This is a genomic window from Kiloniella litopenaei (assembly GCF_000982415.1).
GTDB lineage: Bacteria > Pseudomonadota > Alphaproteobacteria > Kiloniellales > Kiloniellaceae > Kiloniella > Kiloniella litopenaei.
Map to the genome: position 1 here is coordinate 48,782 of NZ_LANI01000017.1, position 17,889 is coordinate 66,670.

The window sequence follows — 17,889 nt, forward strand, 5'->3', positions numbered from 1 at the left end:
CAGCCCCCTTATTTCACACGAATTCGAGGGTTGAGATAGGCATAACCTACATCTGATATGAGTTGGGTAACCAACACCACAACCACAGAAACAAGTGAGCAGGCCAACAAGAGATCTATATCATTATTCCCTGCGGCCTGGACGAGGGTAAAACCAAAGCCCTGATACCTGAACATGATTTCAACAATCACAACACCAGTCAGCAGCCATGGAAATTGAAGCATGATAACGGTAAAGGGGGCGATAAGCGCATTGCGCAGGGCGTGTTTGATGATGACGGCGTAAAAGCCCATACCTTTGAGGCGGGCTGTGCGAATATACTGTGCCGTCATTACTTCTACCATAGATGCACGTGTCATTCGTGCAATATAGCCCATACCGTAAATGGCCATTGTCATGACGGGAAGGGCAAAATTGTAGAAGGTAATTCCCTTGGATGTTGCTGTTGCTGCTGACCCGTTTAGCCATCCGAGCCAGGATGCAAAAATTACAGTGAAAAATATGCCTGATACATATTCAGGCGTTGCAGTTGATGTAATGGACACAATAGATAAGCTACGGTCCATTCGCGATCCTTCACGCATTCCGGCCAAAATGCCGATTAATAGGGCCGAAGGGATCATGACAGCCATAACCCAAAACATCAGCCAGCCAGTTGCTTGCAGGGCCGGGACCAGTTTGTCTGAAACTTTTTTCTTGAACTTGGTGGAACATCCGAAGTCCCCTTGCAGAACACCTGAAAAGGTCGGAACTGTGGGATCATCACAATACTTAAAGCGCGAAACGGCTTCCCCTGTCTTTTCATCGATGTTTGGTTGTCTGGGCCAGAGCCCTAGCCAAGATCCATAGCGTTCAATAAAGGGATCTCTGTAACCGTTGTTAACCAGCCAGGATTCAATTTCGACGTCTGTTGCCCTCATATTCGTTTGGGAAATAGAAAGCTTGCGAAGATTTGGATCCAGATTGACCAGTGAAAAGACAACAATCGTCAGGCATAGCATGGTCAAAGCCATGACGCCCAAGCGTTTTAAGAAAAATGTGAACATATCGGCCCCGTTGGTCAGACGCTAAATTTATTGCTTTAGGGTAAATCACAGGAGTTTCGGAACCGAAGCTCCTGTGATTGTTCCAACAAAACAACTATGCGTCTTCGAGCCAAACTTTTTCGAAATGGAACTCGAAAAGCGGGTGCATGCCGTGATTACGGACGTTATGCGTTGAATGGTTAAATAGATAACGCCAGTAAGGCTGAATGATATGGCCAGAATCTTGTAAGATCTGTTCAAGGTCTTTCATGATATCCCGGCGTTTGTCTGCATCTGCAATCGCAAGAGCCTGTTCCATTTTTGCGTCGAAATCAGGGTTACTATGGGCTGTTTCGTTCCAAGCTTCGCCAGATCTATAGGCGAGTGCCATGATTTGAACACCCAGCGGACGCATATTCCAGTTGGTGATAGAGAAAGGATACTTTGTCCAGTCATTCCAGAATGTTGACCCCGGTAGAACGGTACGTTTTACTTTAAAGCCTGCTTCGCGAATTTGAGCAGCGACTGCGTCGGCCGTATTTTTACGATAATCATCATCAATAGAGATTAGTTCGTGCTCATAATCACTTTGGCCAGCTTCTGCCATGAGCTTCTGTGCAGCCTCAATATCACGTTCTTGTTTGGGCAGTTCGTAATATTCCGGGTGAAGAGGGGCCACATGGTGGTTTTCGGCAACTGTACCTGCACCACCATATCCAAGTTGAAGTACGGTTTCATTGTCCACTGCCATTTGCAAGGCTCTACGTACACGTTGATCGTCATATGGCTTGTGGGTTGCATTGGTTCTAAGGACAACAGTTGCAGATGTGACAACTTCTGATCTTGTTAGACCCAGACTATCCATAATTTCAATGAAGTCGGCAGTTGTCTGATAGTTTGTGTGTATCTCACCTGATTCAAAAGCAGCAACTTCAGCGGATGGATCAGTACCATAGTCAATGAATTCAACGCCATCCAGATAGACGTCACCGTCCCACCATTTTCCATTGGTCCGGCGTTTAACAGATGCAGAGGTACCAACTTCGTATGATTCCAGCTCAAACGGACCTGTGCCAATTGGGTTAGACGGCAGATCGCTTCCCATTTTTTCGTAATCGCGGTGTACGATAAGCGCGGGATAATCACTCATACCTGGAATGATCGTAATATCGGATTTTGGTAAGTTTAGACGGACGGTATAGTCATCAATTTTTTCAATAGCACCTTCTATGGCCTTGCCTGTTTTTTCGTCGATCAGTGAAGCCATACGACCGGCCATAGAGTTACCTTCTACAGCTTTGTCACACCAGCGTGTCATATTGAAAATGACATCATCGGCGTTAAAGTCGTCGCCATTATTCCATTTAACGCCTTTGCGAACTTTCAGGTTGTATACTGTCGCATCGTCGTTAATTTCCCAACCTTCGAGAAGGCGGCCTTCAAACGTAAAATCACGGTTATAGCGGACAAGTGGTTCCAGAAATTGGCGGGCAAGGTTACCCATTTCTGACCAGTCAAAAGTCCGAGGGTCCTTGAGCTCACGCACACTGGTTGATACTTTTAGTATGCCGCCTTTTTTACCCTCTGCTGCGATAGCTTCAGAAGGCGCAGCCATTCCCAACATACCATAAGCTGTTGCTGCTGTTGCGCCAAAAACGCTTGCAATAGCAAGAAATTCACGCCGATCCATATTGCCGGATTTTGCTTCTTCGGCCATTTCTACTGTATGAGATGGCATCGGTGAGCCATTGCGCTTAAAAAATTTCATTTATAGTGCCTCCCGGTTGTATGTTTTTTATTTACTTGTTTTATGTATGTCGCTTTTAAGTGTTTATTGTATCGTAGTTATTGTCAAATTTTTGAGATCAAAAACAATCGAATTAATGGAAATTTGTGCATAAACAACAGTTGTGTGAATTGATTATTTGTTGTCATTTTGTGTACACAAAAGTCATGTAAAAGTTTTTGGCTTTTTGATTACTGCTTTGTTCATGTTTAATACTTCAACACTATCCCTGACGGGGGCTTGGACTGTTTTTATAATTACCCCACTATTTTTCATATAGCTTAAGATCTCAAAGCCGTGACTTTTTGCGACATTATGTTGCCCTATAACGACAATAACGTATGTCGCGATTTGAATAAAGAGTAATAGATTATTTTACTTGATTTAAATAATTTTGAATTTGCTCTTCAGCCCGATCGGGGCCGACGGTAGCAAGGCGTATTAACCTGTCAAAATGTTGCGTCAGGGCTTTTATGTGATCTACAGAATTTACAAGTAGGTACATATTACCAAGATAGACCGCCGCGCGTAAGGGGCCAAACAAGGTGTAGGGGGCCGAATACACGGCCTGTTGATCAAAGAAAAAAAGTCTGAAAGTAGGATAGAATTCGCCGACAAGTTTTAACATGTGTTCTAACTGCTTTTGTCGGACATCTCGTGATAGTTCTTTCCAGACACCTTCACCTTTAGCAAAAAGTTCAAGTGTTTGCATGGGTATGCAGACTTCCATATCTGTATCTGGTTTTTCGGTTTTATTAAGATGTTGTTTGGCTTGTTGATCTTGTGCTTTCCGAATAAATAGGTGGTTGTATTTAAATTCAAATTCACTGACTTCATCAATGCGCATCAAATCAGGCAAGGTGTTCGGTACGTACCTGATTTTATAGCCAATAGCCTCTCTGTGCCATTCTTCTAGCTTACGCGTGGCTTCTTCTTCGTTCATTTGCATAATTTCAATTGATGGTACGATTTCATCATTATGTCCATCATTTGCGATTAAGCCCATCAACCAGTCGAGAGAAACTCCACAAGCTCTTGAAATTGCGCACAATGTTTCTGCCCGGGGCAGTCTTGTTGAATCTGGAGCTAGAAATTGGCTAAGGGCAGAGCGATCTATGCCGATAGATTTGGAGAACTGGCTTAAGTTATTGCCACTCTGCGAAATCAACAGCGCCATACGTTCACGGAAAATATGAGCCACATCCCGTTTATCAGAACTATTTAAATCAGATTGTTGTGAATTCACAGCATTATCCACTTTTAGTTACAAAATGAACGATTGGTATCTGATTATTATTATAATGATTGAATTGTATTATTGTCGATAGTCTTTTTTTGCCACATCGTTATTAAGTTAAATAACGGAGGTTTAAAGTGTTGTTGCGTGATCGTGCCGAATGGCGGACAGTATTGTTAATTGTATTCTGCTATTCTTTTTTGGGGTTAGTGCTTCTCAACCCTTTTGACGTACCTTTGATCATACAAATACTTATAATCATTCCTTTGATAACTTTGCATTCCTCTTTGCAGCATGAATGTATTCATGGACATCCATTTGAATCTGAAAAATTGAATGATGCCATTGTTATCATCCCGGTAGGACTATTGGTTCCCTATCTGCGATTTAAGGAAACGCATATCAAGCACCATCAAAATGCAAGTATTAGTGATCCTTACGAAGATCCTGAAAGCGGTTATCAGGATTTGGAAATTTGGGAAAACCGCCCTGAGTGGGTAAAAAGGATTTTCAATTTTAATAATACTCTGTTTGGTCGGATGCTAATCGGCCCGACCCTGAGTGTTATTGGTTTTGCTTTATACGAGCTTAATAATGGTGACAAGAAAACCCTTTTAATTTGGCTGATGCATTTTGTGATGTCTGCATCGGTTATAACTTTTGTTTCGTTGGTAAGCGATATGCCTGTCTGGGCTTATCTTATCTGTAGCTATTTTGCCTATTCTTTGTTGATGGTGCGTACATTTCTGGAACATCAGGCTCATGAGTCGATGCGCGCAAGAACGGTTATTGTGGAAGATACAGGTTTTTTCAGTTTTTTATTTCTGAACAATAACCTACACGTTGTTCATCATGCTTACCCAACAGTTGCATGGTATAAACTACCTGGTATTTTTCAAAAAAACCGACAGCGCTTTTTGGATATGAACAGAGGTTACAGCTTTAAAAATTACGCTGAAATATTCAAACGTTTTAGTTTTTCGCAGAAAGAGCCTGTTGCTTATCCTTTTACACCCAAAAGACCAATAGCTAAAAAAGCTCCATCGGAAGTTAAAGCGACTGCTGAAACAGCAAGTGTAAACTAAGGGTTGTGAGATGGATAAAACTATTGTCTCTCTTCCCATGTATGATTGGCCAGAAGTTCAGACTTATAACGATCAATTTTATAAAGAACTTCGCACAAGTTTTTCTGATCAGGGGTTTAGTGCTCCCGCTGCCCTAAATAGGGCAATCTCGCCTATGGATCAGTGGCTAGATGATAATTTGCTTCTATCCCAAACCTGTGGATTGCCTTATAAAACGCAACTGAAAGATAAGGTGTTTTTAGTTGGAACACCTGCTTATGGCATAAACTGTGGAGCAGGTTCCTATTTCAGCGTCATTGTCGTTCATCAAGATGCGTCGATAGATACATTGGATGAGTTAAAGGGGTTGACCTTTGCTTATAATGACAAAGGGTCCCAATCCGGTTATGCGGCACTTTTGTATACATTATGTTCCATTGGAAATGCAGAGGATTTCAGCTCTTCTTTTGAAACCGGCAGCCACCGTAAATCTATACAGGATGTGGCAACTGGTCGTGCAGACTTTGCAGCTATTGACGCGCTGAGTTGGGAATTGGCTCTACGTCATGAGCCCGCAGCAAAAAAACTTCGCGTTATAGCCACAAGCGAGCCGACACCAACGCTTCCCTTTATTACTGCACGACGCTCTCGAAAAGAGATTGATAAACTTCATATGGCGGTGGTTGATGCAATGGTTGCCCTTCGTGAAGAAACCCGAGAAGCCTTACTTCTCATCGGTTTTTCCCCTTTAAAAGAGCGGGATTATGACGTGATAGAAACGCGATTAAATATTGTCAGGCGTACCTTTGATATGGTGCGCGGCATTTAAGAGCGATCACGTTTGTTTTTATAGGGTATTTATACTGTATTGGGAGGTGCGGTCATGATGCAAAGATCTGGACGTAAAAGGAATAAAAGGCCGCAAGTTGCTTCATCTGCATTTCAGCAGTTAGCTTGGTCACAGGTACGGACACCTTACCAACCGATCGAGATCCTGGACGAGGGGCAAATTGATGCCATCTGTGATACGGCTTATCGTATTCTCGAGGAAGTCGGTATTGATATTCTGCATGCCGAAGCAAAAGAAATTTTCCATAAAGCCGGGGCAAAAACAGAGGTCGGAAGTGACCGGGTTTTTATTGATCGCGATTTGATTAAAGAAGCGATGTCGCATGCACCTTCGGATGTTATTCTGCATGCGCGCAATCCAGCTCATAATTTAAATTTATCCCCTGGACATATTTCTTTTGGGTCTGTTGCATCAGCACCCAACGTTAGTGACATAGAACGGGGACGACGCCCAGGAAATCAGGAAGATTATCGTAATCTTCTAAAGCTGTGTCAGTCTTTGAATATTGTACATTTTGTTGCAGGATATCCAGTAGAGCCAGTTGATATCCTGCCGCGTATACGGCACCTCGAATGTATTGCGGATATGGCTTTGCTTACGGACAAGGTTTACCACGCTTACGCTTTGGGGAAGGAACGTATAACGGATGCCTTGGAAATCACTCGCATAGCGCATGGCTGTAAGAGCTGGGATGACTTCAAGCAAAAGACCCGATTGTTTACGATTATCAATACGTCTTCTCCGCTTCGTCTGGACGGGGTGATGATTGATGGTGCGATGGAAATGGCGCGCCATAATCAACTATGTGTCATTACACCCTTTACACTATCAGGTGCCATGGCACCGATTACCGTTGCCGGGGCTTTGGCTCAGCAACATGCCGAAGCATTGGCTGGAATGACACTATTACAGTTGGTTGCCCCGGGGTGTCCTGTTGCTTATGGTGGTTTTACTTCAAATGTAGATATGAAAAGTGGATCACCCGCGTTTGGGACACCGGAAAATGCACAGGCAGCAATGATTGGTGGGCAGTTAGCACGGCGTATCGGTGTTCCCTACCGATCATCCAATGCCAATGCTTCTAACTGTGTCGATGCCCAAGCTACCTATGAAAGCCAGATGTCCATATGGTCTGCGATTATGGGACAGGCCAACATGTTGATGCATGGGGCTGGATGGATCGAAGGTGGGTTATGCGCCTCTTTCGAGAAGGTAATCATTGATGCAGAGATGCTGCAAATGATGACAAAATTCCTGCAACCACCTGAAATAACAGAAAGTAGCTTAGGGCTGGATGCTGTTAAAGATGTGGGGCCAGGGGGGCATTTCTTTGGTACGCCACATACACTCAAGCGTTATGAAACAGCATTTTATTCGCCGATTTTATCCGATTGGAATAATTTCGAAAACTGGGAAGAAAATGGGTCAAAGACAGCAACAGAGCGAGCACACTCAATTTATAAAAACATTATCAATGATTACCAGCAACCCGATCTCGATATCAGTAAAAAAGATGAAATAGCTGATTTTGTGGCACGTAGAACCGCTGAGGGCGGTGTGTCTGGAGACTTCTAGTTTGGAAAATCATGTCGGATATAAGCAATATTAATCAATAACTAAGAACAAATTTCATGGATCTGGAAGAACCCCAGATACCGGGAAACAACAGGGACGAAGAGAAGAATGAGTAAATCATACGACGCAATCATCATTGGTGCAGGTGTCATTGGGGCCTGTACAGCCTTTGAAATGGCCAAAAAGGGGTGGAAAACCCTATCCATCGATAAGTTACCTGAATCTGGATATGGCTCAACATCAGGTTCTTGTGCGATTATTCGCACTTATTATTCTGCTTTGGAAACCTGTGCGCTTGCTTACGAAGGTTGGCATTACTGGAAAAACTGGAACGAATATATGGGTGTTCAGGATGATCATGGTATGATCGAGTATAAAGAAACCGGATGTCTTGTTATTAAAACGCCCCACAATCATTCGCTTAATAAAGTTTGTGCAACGATGGATGAAATTGGGTGCCCCTATAAAGATATTCCCACATCTGATATCAAAAAATACTTGCCGATCGTTGATACACAACAATTTGAACCTGCTCGACGCCCGGAAGATCCTGAATTTGGACTGCCAACGGGGCCAGCTGTCGAAGGTGCGGTGTTTTTTCCACGCGGCGGTTATGTAAATGATCCCAAACTTTCGGCCCATAATGCGCAACGAGCTGCTGAAGCTCACGGGGCAGAATTTTTGTTTAAAGCTGAAGTCAGTGAGATACTGAAAAAAAATGGTCGGGTAAGTGGCGTTAAATTAGCTGATGGTACTGAGATTAGCGCACCTGTTGTCATTAATGTTACTGGCCCGCATTCATCGAAAATCAATGAAATGGCAGGTGTGTGTAACGATATGAAAATGAGTACACGGGCTCTTCGTCATGAAGTCGCCCATGTACCATCGCCGACAGGATTTAATTTTGAAAAAGAGGGAATGGTTTATTCCGATAGTGATATCCATACCTATTGCCGCCCCGAAACAGGGAATAACATATTGATTGGGTCCGAAGATCCCGCCTGTGATGAAAAAGAATGGGTGGATGATCCTGATAATTACGATGAAAACTTTTCTGAACAGTGGAAAGTTCTGGTCATGCGTATGGCGCAACGCTTTCCTGAACTTGGTATACCTTCTAAAACCAAAGGCGTCGTTGCCCTCTATGATGTAACGGAAGACTGGATGCCGATTTATGATAAAAGCAGTTTGCCCGGTTTTTATATGGCGGTGGGCACCAGTGGTAACCAATACAAGAACGCGCCTGTCGCCGGGAAGATGATGACGGCAATTGTAGAAGCATGTGAGAACGGCCATGACCATGATGCGACACCATTGCAATTTCATCTGGAAAATATCGACAAAACCATTTCACTTGGTGTTTTTTCCCGTAATCGTGAAATCAATCAAAACTCAAGTTTCTCTGTAATCGGATAGGTCCTATGAAGTCTCATACTCGTGTAGCCGTCATAGGCGGTGGTGTCGTTGGTTGTTCCGTTCTTTATCACCTGACCAAGCTTGGGTGGGATGATGTTATGTTGATTGAAAGGTCAGAGCTTACATCTGGTTCAACATGGCATGCTGCTGGTGGTTTTCATACTTTAAATGCAGACACGAATATGGCTGCACTGCAAGGTTATACGATCCGGCTTTACAAAGAACTGGAAGAAATCACCGGGATGTCCTGTGGTCTGCATCATGTTGGTGGTGTTACCCTGGCCTCAACACCGGAACGTATGGACTTTCTCAAGGCCGAGCGTGCAAAACATCGCTATATGGGGCTGGATACCGAGATTGTTGGCCCCGAAGAGATCAAGAAGTTATCACCGATTACCAATATAGAGGGTGTTATCGGCGCACTATATGATCCACTCGATGGTCATCTTGACCCTTCAGGAACTACACACGCTTATGCTAAAGCGGCGAAGATGGCCGGCGCAGAGATTGTTTTGCGTAATCCCGTGCTTGAGCTCAATCCCCGGGCTGATGGTTCTTGGGAAGTGGTTACGAAAGAAGGTACGATTATTGCCGAGCATATCGTCAATGCAGGTGGGCTGTGGGCGCGTGAAGTTGGTGAAATGGCCGGCGTTTATATGCCGCTTCACCCCATGGAGCATCAGTATCTGGTTACAGAAGATGCCCCCGAGGTTTATGAGCTGGATCGCGAATTACCCCATGTCATGGACCCGGAAGGGGAAAGTTATCTCAGGCAGGAAGGAAGGGGGCTTTGCATCGGGTTTTACGAGCAAGCTTGCGACGCGTGGGCTGAACGCGGAACACCGATGGATTTTGGTCATGAGCTTTTAAATAACAATCTGGACCGTATTGGTGACTCATTGGAATTTGCTTTCAGGCGGTTTCCTGTTTTGGAACGGGTAGGCGTTAAAACGGTTATCAATGGGCCCTTTACTTTCGCACCTGATGGAAATCCCCTTGTTGGCCCTGTGCCGGGTCTTAAAAACTATTGGTCAGCCTGTGGTGTCATGGCCGGATTTTCACAAGGTGGCGGAGTGGGACTAACCCTCGCAGAATGGATGATTGACGGCGAACCGTCACGGGATGTCTTTGCCATGGATGTTGCTCGTTTTGGGGACTGGATCACCCCGGGATATACACGAGCAAAGGTGAAAGAAAACTATCAACGGCGCTTTTCTGTTTCATACCCGAACGAAGAATTGCCCGTAGCACGCTCCCATCAAACAACCCCGGCTTATAACATATGGAAAGAACAGCGCGCGGTGTTTGGCGCGGCGTATGGTATGGAGGCCGTGAACTATTTTGCCCTAGAAGGCGAACCGCTAGAAGAAACGCCAAGTTTCCGACGAAGTAATGCTTTTGATGCGGTTGCTGCTGAATGTCGTGCAGTTCGCGAAGCTGTCGGAATTAACGAGGTCCATAATTTTGGGAAGTACCGCATTACAGGGAAGGGGGCGAGAGATTGGCTGGATGTCATCATGGCTGGTCGTATTCCAAAACCCGGGCGGTTGGCGCTTAATCCTATGTTGAGCCACAAAGGCAAGCTGATTGGTGACTTTACTGTATCTTGTTTGAATGATCATGAGTTTATGGTGACAGCATCTTTTGGAATGCAGGCCGCACATATGCGATGGTTCGAAAGCAATCTGCCATCAGATGGTTCTGTTACAATCGAGAATATTTCAACCAAACGCATAGGCTTTCAGATAGCCGGGCCTAATGCCCGCGAATTACTCAGTCGTGTTGCCTTCGAAGATGTGTCAGCGGAAAATTTCAAATTTCTGGATGTCAAAGAGACGGATATAGGCACCTGTCGTGCTTTGGTTCAGAGGGTTTCCTATACGGGTGACCTGGGGTATGAGATTTATGTACCGATCGAACAGCAGGTTGCTCTCTATAATACTCTCTTTGATGCTGGTCAGGATTTAGGCTTAAAGCCTTTTGGTATGCGCGCTATGATGTCTTTGCGGTTGGAAAAGTCTTTTGGGTCCTGGGGACGAGAGTTCCGCCCGGACTATATGCCTGTCGAGACAGGTATGGATCGTTTTACCGCGTACAATAAAAAAGCTGACTTTATTGGTAAAGCTGCAGCAGTGAAAGAAAAAGAAGAGGGCGCTAGTCGAAAGCTTTGCACCTTTGTTGTCGAGGCTATAGATGCTGATGTGTGGGGGGATGAACCCATCTGGCACGACGGCAAAGTGGTTGGCTTTGTGACATCGGGTGGTTATGCTCACTATTGCCAGAAATCAGTAGCCTATGGATTTTTACCAACCGAGATCGCGAATGATGGTCTTGAGGTGGAAATTGAAGTTCTTGGGGTAATGCTCAAGGCCAGAATGTTTACCGAAACCCTCTTTGATCCCAAAGCAGAAAGAATGATTGGATAGCATCATCAGTCACAATTAGGATTATTGTGCTTAGAAGGTGGCGTTTTGCCTATAGGACGAGGGTGAGGAGCCATATTTATCCTGAAAGGCTTTGGAGAAGTGTGCAGAGCTGGAAAAGCCTGTCGCCAGTGCAATCTCTGTTAATGACAGCACAGTATGTTGAATAAGATTATAGGCCTTTTCCAATCGTAAACTTCGATAGACAGACATGGTGCTTTGTCCGATTTTGTCGATAAAGATCCTGTTTAATTGGCGCGGACTAATAGAGGATAACAAGGCGAGTTGTTTTAAGCTCAAAGGATCTGCGATATGGTTTTCCATAGTTTCCAGTGTTTGAATAATAGAGGGATGATGGGTGCCATATCGCTCTACCATTCCAGATCTCTGGGGGTCACCTGGCGGTCTTACATCTGTATGAATAAACCAGTCACTGACTCTTCTGGCAAATTCCGGTCCATGAATTTCGCTTTGTAATACATGCATCATATCCAGGGGGGCAACGCCGCCTGCACAGGTGATGCGATCTCTATCCATGATGTAGAGGCTTCGTTCAAGCAACAGTGTAGGTGTGTTTTCCGACAGTGCCGCGGCATGTTCCCAGTGTACCGTCATTCGATATCCTTTCATAACGCCCGCATTGGCAAGGATAACCGGGCCGCCTGAAACGCCCCCCAATCTGACCCCATGACGTGCTTTGTTCCGTAACCACTGAAATGTTTGCTGATCATCAAAGCTGGATGGATCTCCCCCGGCGACAACGAGGATAAGGTCATAATCTTTGTTTTCAGAGATTGTGGTATTGGCGCTGATTGCAGCGCCGCTTGAACTTATAATTTCGTATTCATTTCCTACAGCAATATGGTCAATTTGATAAAGAGTTGTTTTCGCAAGAAAATTACCAGCACGTAATGGTTCGATAACTGATGAGTAGGACATCAGGGCAAAACCATCAATTAGTAAAATACCTATTTTATAAGTTTGATCAGGTGATGAATGATTGTCCATTATTTGTAATAAAGCGTCCTTTTTTTGAAATCTCAATCTTTATATCACTGTTCTAGTAATAAAAGGCAATAGATTTGAGAATGTGTGATGGAACACCGAGGCTTAAAATATTCTGGCTTTAAGGTCATAAAGGAAGCACTGACGGGACATAAAGGCTGGAAACCTGTCTGGCGAACCCCGAAACCAAGGGAAGAGTACGATGTTGTCATCGTCGGTGGCGGTGGACACGGCTTGGCAACCGCCTATTACCTTGCGAAAGAATTTGGCATTACGAACGTTGCTGTCCTTGAAAAAGGGTGGATTGGTTCTGGAAATGTCGGGCGGAATACAACGATTGTACGTTCCAATTACCTTTTGCCGGGGAACGAGCCTTTCTACGAGTTTTCCATGAAGCTTTGGGAAAACCTTGAACAGGATTTCAATTACAACGCCATGGTGTCTCAGCGTGGTATTTTAAATCTTTTCCATAACGATGCAGGGCGGGATGCCTATGCCCGTCGCGGTAATGCCATGATACTTGCCGGGGCTGATGCCGTACTGCTGGATCAAGACGGCGTGCGGCAAATGTATCCCTGTCTTGATTTTGAAAACGCGCGTTTTCCGATCAAAGGCGGTCTATTGCAGCCCCGCGGAGGTACTGTCCGTCATGATGCCGTTGCCTGGGGATATGCCCGTGGTGCAGATAGTCGGGGCGTTGATATCATCCAGAACTGTGAAGTAACAGGCATGGTGATTGAAAACGGGATCTGTCGTGGTGTTGAAACCAGTCAGGGAACCATCAAAGCCAAGAAAATTGCCGTGTGTGTTGCCGGATCATCCAGCCGTGTCATGTCTATGGCCGGGATGCGGTTACCGATTGAAAGCCACGTTTTACAGGCTTTTGTATCTGAAGGTTTAAAACCGATCTTGCCCGGTGTTGTCACCTTTGGGGCTGGGCATTTTTATGTTTCCCAATCAGACAAAGGCGGCTTGGTTTTTGGCGGTGATATCGATGGATATAACAGTTATGCGCAACGCGGGAATTTGCCGGTTGTTGAAGATGTCTGCGAAGGGGGGATGGCCCTGATGCCTATGATCGGTCGTGCCCGTTTACTGCGTATGTGGGGTGGTGTCATGGATATGTCCATGGATGGATCACCCTTTATCGACAAAACACATATCGATGGCCTCTATTTTAATGGGGGTTGGTGTTACGGTGGCTTTAAGGCAACACCGGCAAGTGGCTGGTGTTATGCGCATCTTTTGGCAAAAGATAAACCACATCCTGTAGCGACAGAATATCGTTTAGATCGCTTTAAACGAGGGGCGATGATTGATGAAAAGGGCGTCGGTGCCCAACCGAACTTGCATTAGGAGCACAGAACATGATCATTCATCATCCTCTTCTGGGGCCTCGTGATGCTTCGGAATTTGTATACAAAGGTGATGCATCTCTTATCAACCGCCCGGACTGGCAAGCTGATAATGCGCCTGAACTCTTTCATGATTATCTTTATCTGCGTGATAATCCCGCCGGGGAACACCAAGAGCTTTGGTATCATGAACAGGGGGACCGTTCCTGGCTGGTTGTGACCCGAAATACTCTGACCCATGATATTACCAATGTAGAGTTGGCCCGTGATGTCGCGTTTGCCAAACAGGCGAACAAATCCGGCCGAGTTGAAAAATCAGGCCGGGGTAAAAAATGAGCCAGATAAACAGAATTGATGGCGGGTTGGTTGACCGTACACAAAAACTTAACTTTACCTTTGATGGGCAAACACTTGAAGGTTATGCGGGGGATACGCTTGCGTCGGCCCTTTTGGCCAATGGTCATAAAATGGTTGGCCGATCATTTAAATACCACCGACCTCGTGGTATTTTCTCTGCGGGTTCGGAAGAACCAAATGCATTGGTACAGCTCCGTTCGGGGGCGTATCAGGAACCCAATACCCGTGCGACAATTACTGAATTGTTCCATGGATTAGAAGCGACAAGTCAGAACCATCGTGGATCGTTGAAGTATGACTTTATGGCGGTGAATGATCTCTTTTCATCATTCTTGTCTGCCGGGTTTTATTATAAAACCTTTATGTGGCCGAAAGCTTTCTGGGAAAAATTTTATGAGCCTGTTATCCGGGCTGCTGCAGGTTTAGGTCGTTTGTCTGGGGAGGATGACCCGGATATTTATGACAAAGGCTTTTTACATTGTGACGTCCTTGTTGTTGGTGCGGGGCCATCTGGCTTGTCCGCAGCATTGTCTGCTGGCCGGGCAGGGGCACGTGTTATTCTAATGGATGAAGATTTTCACATGGGTGGTCGTCTCAATGCGGAAATCTTGTCAGTAGATGGTCAAAGTGGCCATGAATGGACCAGGCAGGCAATTGCGGAATTGTCAGCGATGGATAATGTCCGCTTGATGACACGTACAACAGCCTATGGTGCATATGATCATGGTATTATTGGTGCCTTGGAGCGTGCCACGGACCATCTGATCTCTTCTAGTGACAAGCCCAATCTAAAGAAACCAAGGCAGATCCTGTGGCGGGTTTATACGGAACGCACCATTTTGTGCGCTGGATCTACAGAGCGTCCAATTGCCTTTGGTAACAATGATCGGCCCGGGATTATGCTTGCCGGGGCTGTTCGGGCTTATGTTAATCGTTGGGGGGCGCTTCCGGGCAAAAGAGTAGCTGTCTTTACCAACAATGACGACGGCTGGCGTACTGCAACGGACTTGGCAGAAAAGGGTGTTGAGATTACAGCCGTCATTGATAGCCGAGATGGGCAACCACCTGTTGATGTACCCAACGGTGCTGCTGTGGTTATGGGGGGGCGCATCGTTGATACCCAAGGGCGACATGGCATCCGTTCAATTACGCTATCGAACGGCCAGAAAATTCCAACTGATTGCCTTGCTGTGTCAGGGGGGTGGAGCCCGAATGTGCAACTAACCTGTCATCAGCGTGGTCGACCGACGTGGCGAGAAGATATTGCTGCTTTTGTTCCCGGTGGTGAGTTGCCGCAGGGAATGATGGTTGCCGGGGCCGCGGCAGGTAATTTGTCTCTCTCATCTGTCTTGCAGGACGGACATGATTTGGGCAATCAGGCCGTAAGTGATCTTGGCTTTAACCCAACAGCAGCAGTTGCAGCTATATCAGAAGAAGAGACCGTTGGCATATCAGCCTTTTGGTATGTGAAAGAGAGTAAGGCGAGATCATGGCTGGATCTGCAGAATGATGTAACCGTAAAGGACGTCAAGCTATCACATCAGGAAGGTTTCCGATCTGTTGAACATCTCAAGCGCTATACGACACTTGGCATGGCAACGGATCAGGGGAAAACGGCCAATATTCCTGCTTTGGCAGTTATGGCTGAATGTACAGGAAAGTCGATCCCTGAAACCGGAACAACAATTTTCCGACCGCCCTACACACCTGTGGCAATCGGTGCGCTTGCGGGACGGGCCAGAGGTAAAGACTTCCGCCCTGCAAGACTGACCCCCAGTCATGCCTGGGCAGAAGAGCAGGGGGCTGTCTTTGTTGAAACTGGCATATGGTATCGCGCGCAGTGGTTCCCTAAAGCAGGTGAAACCCATTGGCGGCAGTCGGTTGACCGTGAAGTCACGCAAACCAGAGCCTCTGTCGGGGTCTGTGATGTTACCACGCTTGGAAAGATTGATATCCAGGGGAAAGATGCTGCTGAATTCCTGAACAAGGTTTATGCGAACGCTTTTGCCAAGTTACCTGTGGGCAAGGTTCGTTATGGCATCATGTTACGCGAAGACGGCATCATGATGGATGATGGAACATCAGCAAGGTTTTCTGATAATCACTTTGTTATGACAACCACAACAGCGAATGCTGTTGGCGTGTTCAGACATATGGAATTCTGTCGCCAGTGCCTGTGGCCGGAAATGGATGTGCATTTAATTTCAAGCACTGAACAGTATGCACAGTTTGCCGTGGCAGGGCCTAATGCACGCAAGCTTTTGCAAAAGGTCGTCGATAGCTATCATGATATTTCCAACGAAGCTTTTCCTTTTATGGCCTGTGGCGAAATTACGGTCTGCGATGGTGTTCCTGCGCGCTTGTTCAGAATATCTTTCTCTGGCGAGTTGGCCTATGAAATCGCTGTTCCAACCCGATACGGAGATTCTTTGGTACGCACGTTAATGGCGGCGGGTGAAGAGTTTGATGTAACCGCTTATGGCACAGAGGCTCTTGGCGTTATGCGTATTGAAAAAGGTCATGCAGCCGGGAATGAACTTAACGGTCAAACGACGGCACAAGATCTTGGTATGGGGCGCATGGTTTCCAAGAAAAAAGATTGCATTGGGAATACGCTTTCAGAACGTGAAAATTTAAATCGGGAAGATGGATTAAGCCTTGTTGGCTTGCGCCCTGTTAATCGAAGTGATGAGCTTAAAGCGGGGGCTCATTTCATCGCGAAAGGCAAAGCTGCCAATATGACAAATGATGAGGGATGGATGTCGTCAGTGGCCTTTTCTCCCAGCCTTGGGCATTCCATTGGCCTTGGCTTTATAAAACAGGGAAATGACCGTATGGGGGAAATCGTACGTGCGGCGGATCCACTTCGGGGTAGTGAGGTCGAAGTCGAAATTGTTTCCGCACACTTTATTGATCCAGAGGGGGAACGTCTCCGTGCCTGATTACACACTTACTGCCAGTACGCCTTTGGATGGATATAGCCGGGATTTCGTAGGCGTTTCTATTCATGAAGTCAATGATAGGGCGATTGTATCAATTGCCGTTCCCAAACATGGAGAAAGGGAACTGGCCAAATTATTGACAAGCTCTTATCAAATCGAATTACCAAAACCCGGTATATTATCTGTTGCATCCCGGGATAATGTCGTTCTTTTCAATATGGCACAGGATCAATATTTTCTTGTATTTGACTATACAGGAAATACGGCAACTTCAGTTGTGCGTAATCTTCTGGGGGATACAGCTTACTTAACGGATCAATCGGACAGTTATGTTTGGGTGCGCATATCAGGAACAAACAGTCGATGTTTGTTAGAGCGTATTTGCCCTCTGGATATCCACCCATCCGTTTTCCCCGTTGGTTCCGTAGCACGAACGGTTATGGAGCATCTGGGCACAACAATTATACATGACGCAGAAGATAGCTTCCTTTTGTTATCTGCCCGTTCTTCAGCACATTCGTTTTTGGAAGCAATCGAAACGTCGGCAGCCAATACTGAACCTGTTAACTAGATATCAATTCCAGACATCGGACTTCTTTGTGCGCAATCCAGTTTGATATAATTTGATCAAATGCGAGAAAATGATCTGATTGTAAGTGAGTATCAAAGGCCGAGGCATCCGTATAACATTCATAAAGAAAGAATTTATGCGGCTCATCTGGTGCTTGGCAAACGTCAAAATGAGTGCAATCTTCTTCCTGTTTTAGTGACGTAGTTGCTTGAAGCAGCATTGCTTCTTTAAACGGTTTGACGAATTCTGGTTTAATCTCGAAATCTACGAGGACAACATACAT

14 protein-coding genes are annotated in these 17,889 nt (G+C 45.6%); 9 read left to right on the plus strand and 5 right to left on the minus strand.

The window, feature by feature from the left end; translation table 11 throughout:
* Nucleotides 1-8: 8 nt before the first annotated feature.
* The 3 genes from WH95_RS11200 to WH95_RS11210 form a co-directional block, all read right to left on the minus strand.
* Nucleotides 9-1,046, minus strand: coding sequence for an ABC transporter permease (locus WH95_RS11200; RefSeq protein WP_113772015.1), 1,038 nt, complete (start codon nt 1,044-1,046; stop codon nt 9-11).
* A 94-nt stretch (nt 1,047-1,140) separates the two neighbouring features.
* Nucleotides 1,141-2,793 carry an ABC transporter substrate-binding protein gene (locus WH95_RS11205; RefSeq protein WP_046507042.1) on the minus strand — a complete coding sequence of 551 codons (1,653 nt, stop codon included), beginning with the start codon at nt 2,791-2,793 and terminating at the stop codon, nt 1,141-1,143.
* A 388-nt stretch (nt 2,794-3,181) separates the two neighbouring features.
* Complete coding sequence (locus tag WH95_RS11210) at nt 3,182-4,057, minus strand: helix-turn-helix domain-containing protein (protein ID WP_204247774.1); 876 nt, start codon at nt 4,055-4,057, stop codon at nt 3,182-3,184.
* A gap of 128 nt (nt 4,058-4,185) precedes the next feature.
* Between WH95_RS11210 and WH95_RS11215 the strand changes: the two genes are divergently transcribed.
* The 5 genes from WH95_RS11215 to WH95_RS11235 all read left to right on the plus strand — a co-directional run bounded on the left by WH95_RS11215 (nt 4,186) and on the right by WH95_RS11235 (nt 11,379).
* Nucleotides 4,186-5,133 carry a fatty acid desaturase gene (locus WH95_RS11215; protein WP_052741964.1) on the plus strand — a complete coding sequence of 316 codons (948 nt, stop codon included), beginning with the start codon at nt 4,186-4,188 and terminating at the stop codon, nt 5,131-5,133.
* A 10-nt stretch (nt 5,134-5,143) separates the two neighbouring features.
* A complete protein-coding gene (locus tag WH95_RS11220) occupies nt 5,144-5,941 on the plus strand; it encodes a phosphate/phosphite/phosphonate ABC transporter substrate-binding protein (protein WP_052741965.1) in 798 nt (265 codons plus the stop codon).
* A 54-nt stretch (nt 5,942-5,995) separates the two neighbouring features.
* The gene (locus WH95_RS11225) at nt 5,996-7,537 is read left to right on the plus strand and encodes a trimethylamine methyltransferase family protein (protein ID WP_046507045.1); all 1,542 of its coding nucleotides are present in this window, start codon (nt 5,996-5,998) and stop codon (nt 7,535-7,537) included.
* 108 nt (nt 7,538-7,645) lie between these two features.
* Nucleotides 7,646-8,953 carry an NAD(P)/FAD-dependent oxidoreductase gene (locus WH95_RS11230; RefSeq protein WP_046507047.1) on the plus strand — a complete coding sequence of 436 codons (1,308 nt, stop codon included), beginning with the start codon at nt 7,646-7,648 and terminating at the stop codon, nt 8,951-8,953.
* A gap of 5 nt (nt 8,954-8,958) precedes the next feature.
* On the plus strand, nt 8,959-11,379 hold the full coding sequence (locus tag WH95_RS11235; protein ID WP_046507050.1) for a GcvT family protein: 2,421 nt from the start codon (nt 8,959-8,961) through the stop codon (nt 11,377-11,379).
* Nucleotides 11,380-11,409: 30 nt separating this feature from the next.
* Here WH95_RS11235 and WH95_RS11240 read toward each other — a convergent pair whose 3' ends face one another.
* Complete coding sequence (locus WH95_RS11240; protein WP_046507052.1) at nt 11,410-12,384, minus strand: GlxA family transcriptional regulator; 975 nt, start codon at nt 12,382-12,384, stop codon at nt 11,410-11,412.
* An 87-nt stretch (nt 12,385-12,471) separates the two neighbouring features.
* Between WH95_RS11240 and WH95_RS11245 the strand changes: the two genes are divergently transcribed.
* The 4 genes from WH95_RS11245 to WH95_RS11260 are packed head-to-tail and all read left to right on the plus strand — an operon-like array spanning nt 12,472 to nt 17,606.
* On the plus strand, nt 12,472-13,737 hold the full coding sequence (locus WH95_RS11245; RefSeq protein WP_046507055.1) for a sarcosine oxidase subunit beta family protein: 1,266 nt from the start codon (nt 12,472-12,474) through the stop codon (nt 13,735-13,737).
* Nucleotides 13,738-13,748: 11 nt separating this feature from the next.
* On the plus strand, nt 13,749-14,072 hold the full coding sequence (locus WH95_RS11250; RefSeq protein ID WP_046507058.1) for a sarcosine oxidase subunit delta: 324 nt from the start codon (nt 13,749-13,751) through the stop codon (nt 14,070-14,072).
* Nucleotides 14,069-17,035 carry a sarcosine oxidase subunit alpha family protein gene (locus tag WH95_RS11255; RefSeq protein ID WP_046507061.1) on the plus strand — a complete coding sequence of 989 codons (2,967 nt, stop codon included), beginning with the start codon at nt 14,069-14,071 and terminating at the stop codon, nt 17,033-17,035. The genes WH95_RS11250 and WH95_RS11255 overlap by 4 nt, the downstream gene beginning before the upstream one ends.
* Nucleotides 17,028-17,606 (plus strand): sarcosine oxidase subunit gamma, encoded by a 579-nt coding sequence (locus WH95_RS11260; protein WP_046507064.1) that lies wholly within the window; start codon nt 17,028-17,030, stop codon nt 17,604-17,606. Before WH95_RS11255 ends, WH95_RS11260 begins: the two co-directional genes overlap by 8 nt.
* Here the strand turns inward: WH95_RS11260 and WH95_RS21865 are convergent.
* Complete coding sequence (locus WH95_RS21865; protein WP_046507067.1) at nt 17,599-17,889, minus strand: putative quinol monooxygenase; 291 nt, start codon at nt 17,887-17,889, stop codon at nt 17,599-17,601. The two genes, WH95_RS11260 and WH95_RS21865, sit on opposite strands and share 8 nt — an antisense overlap.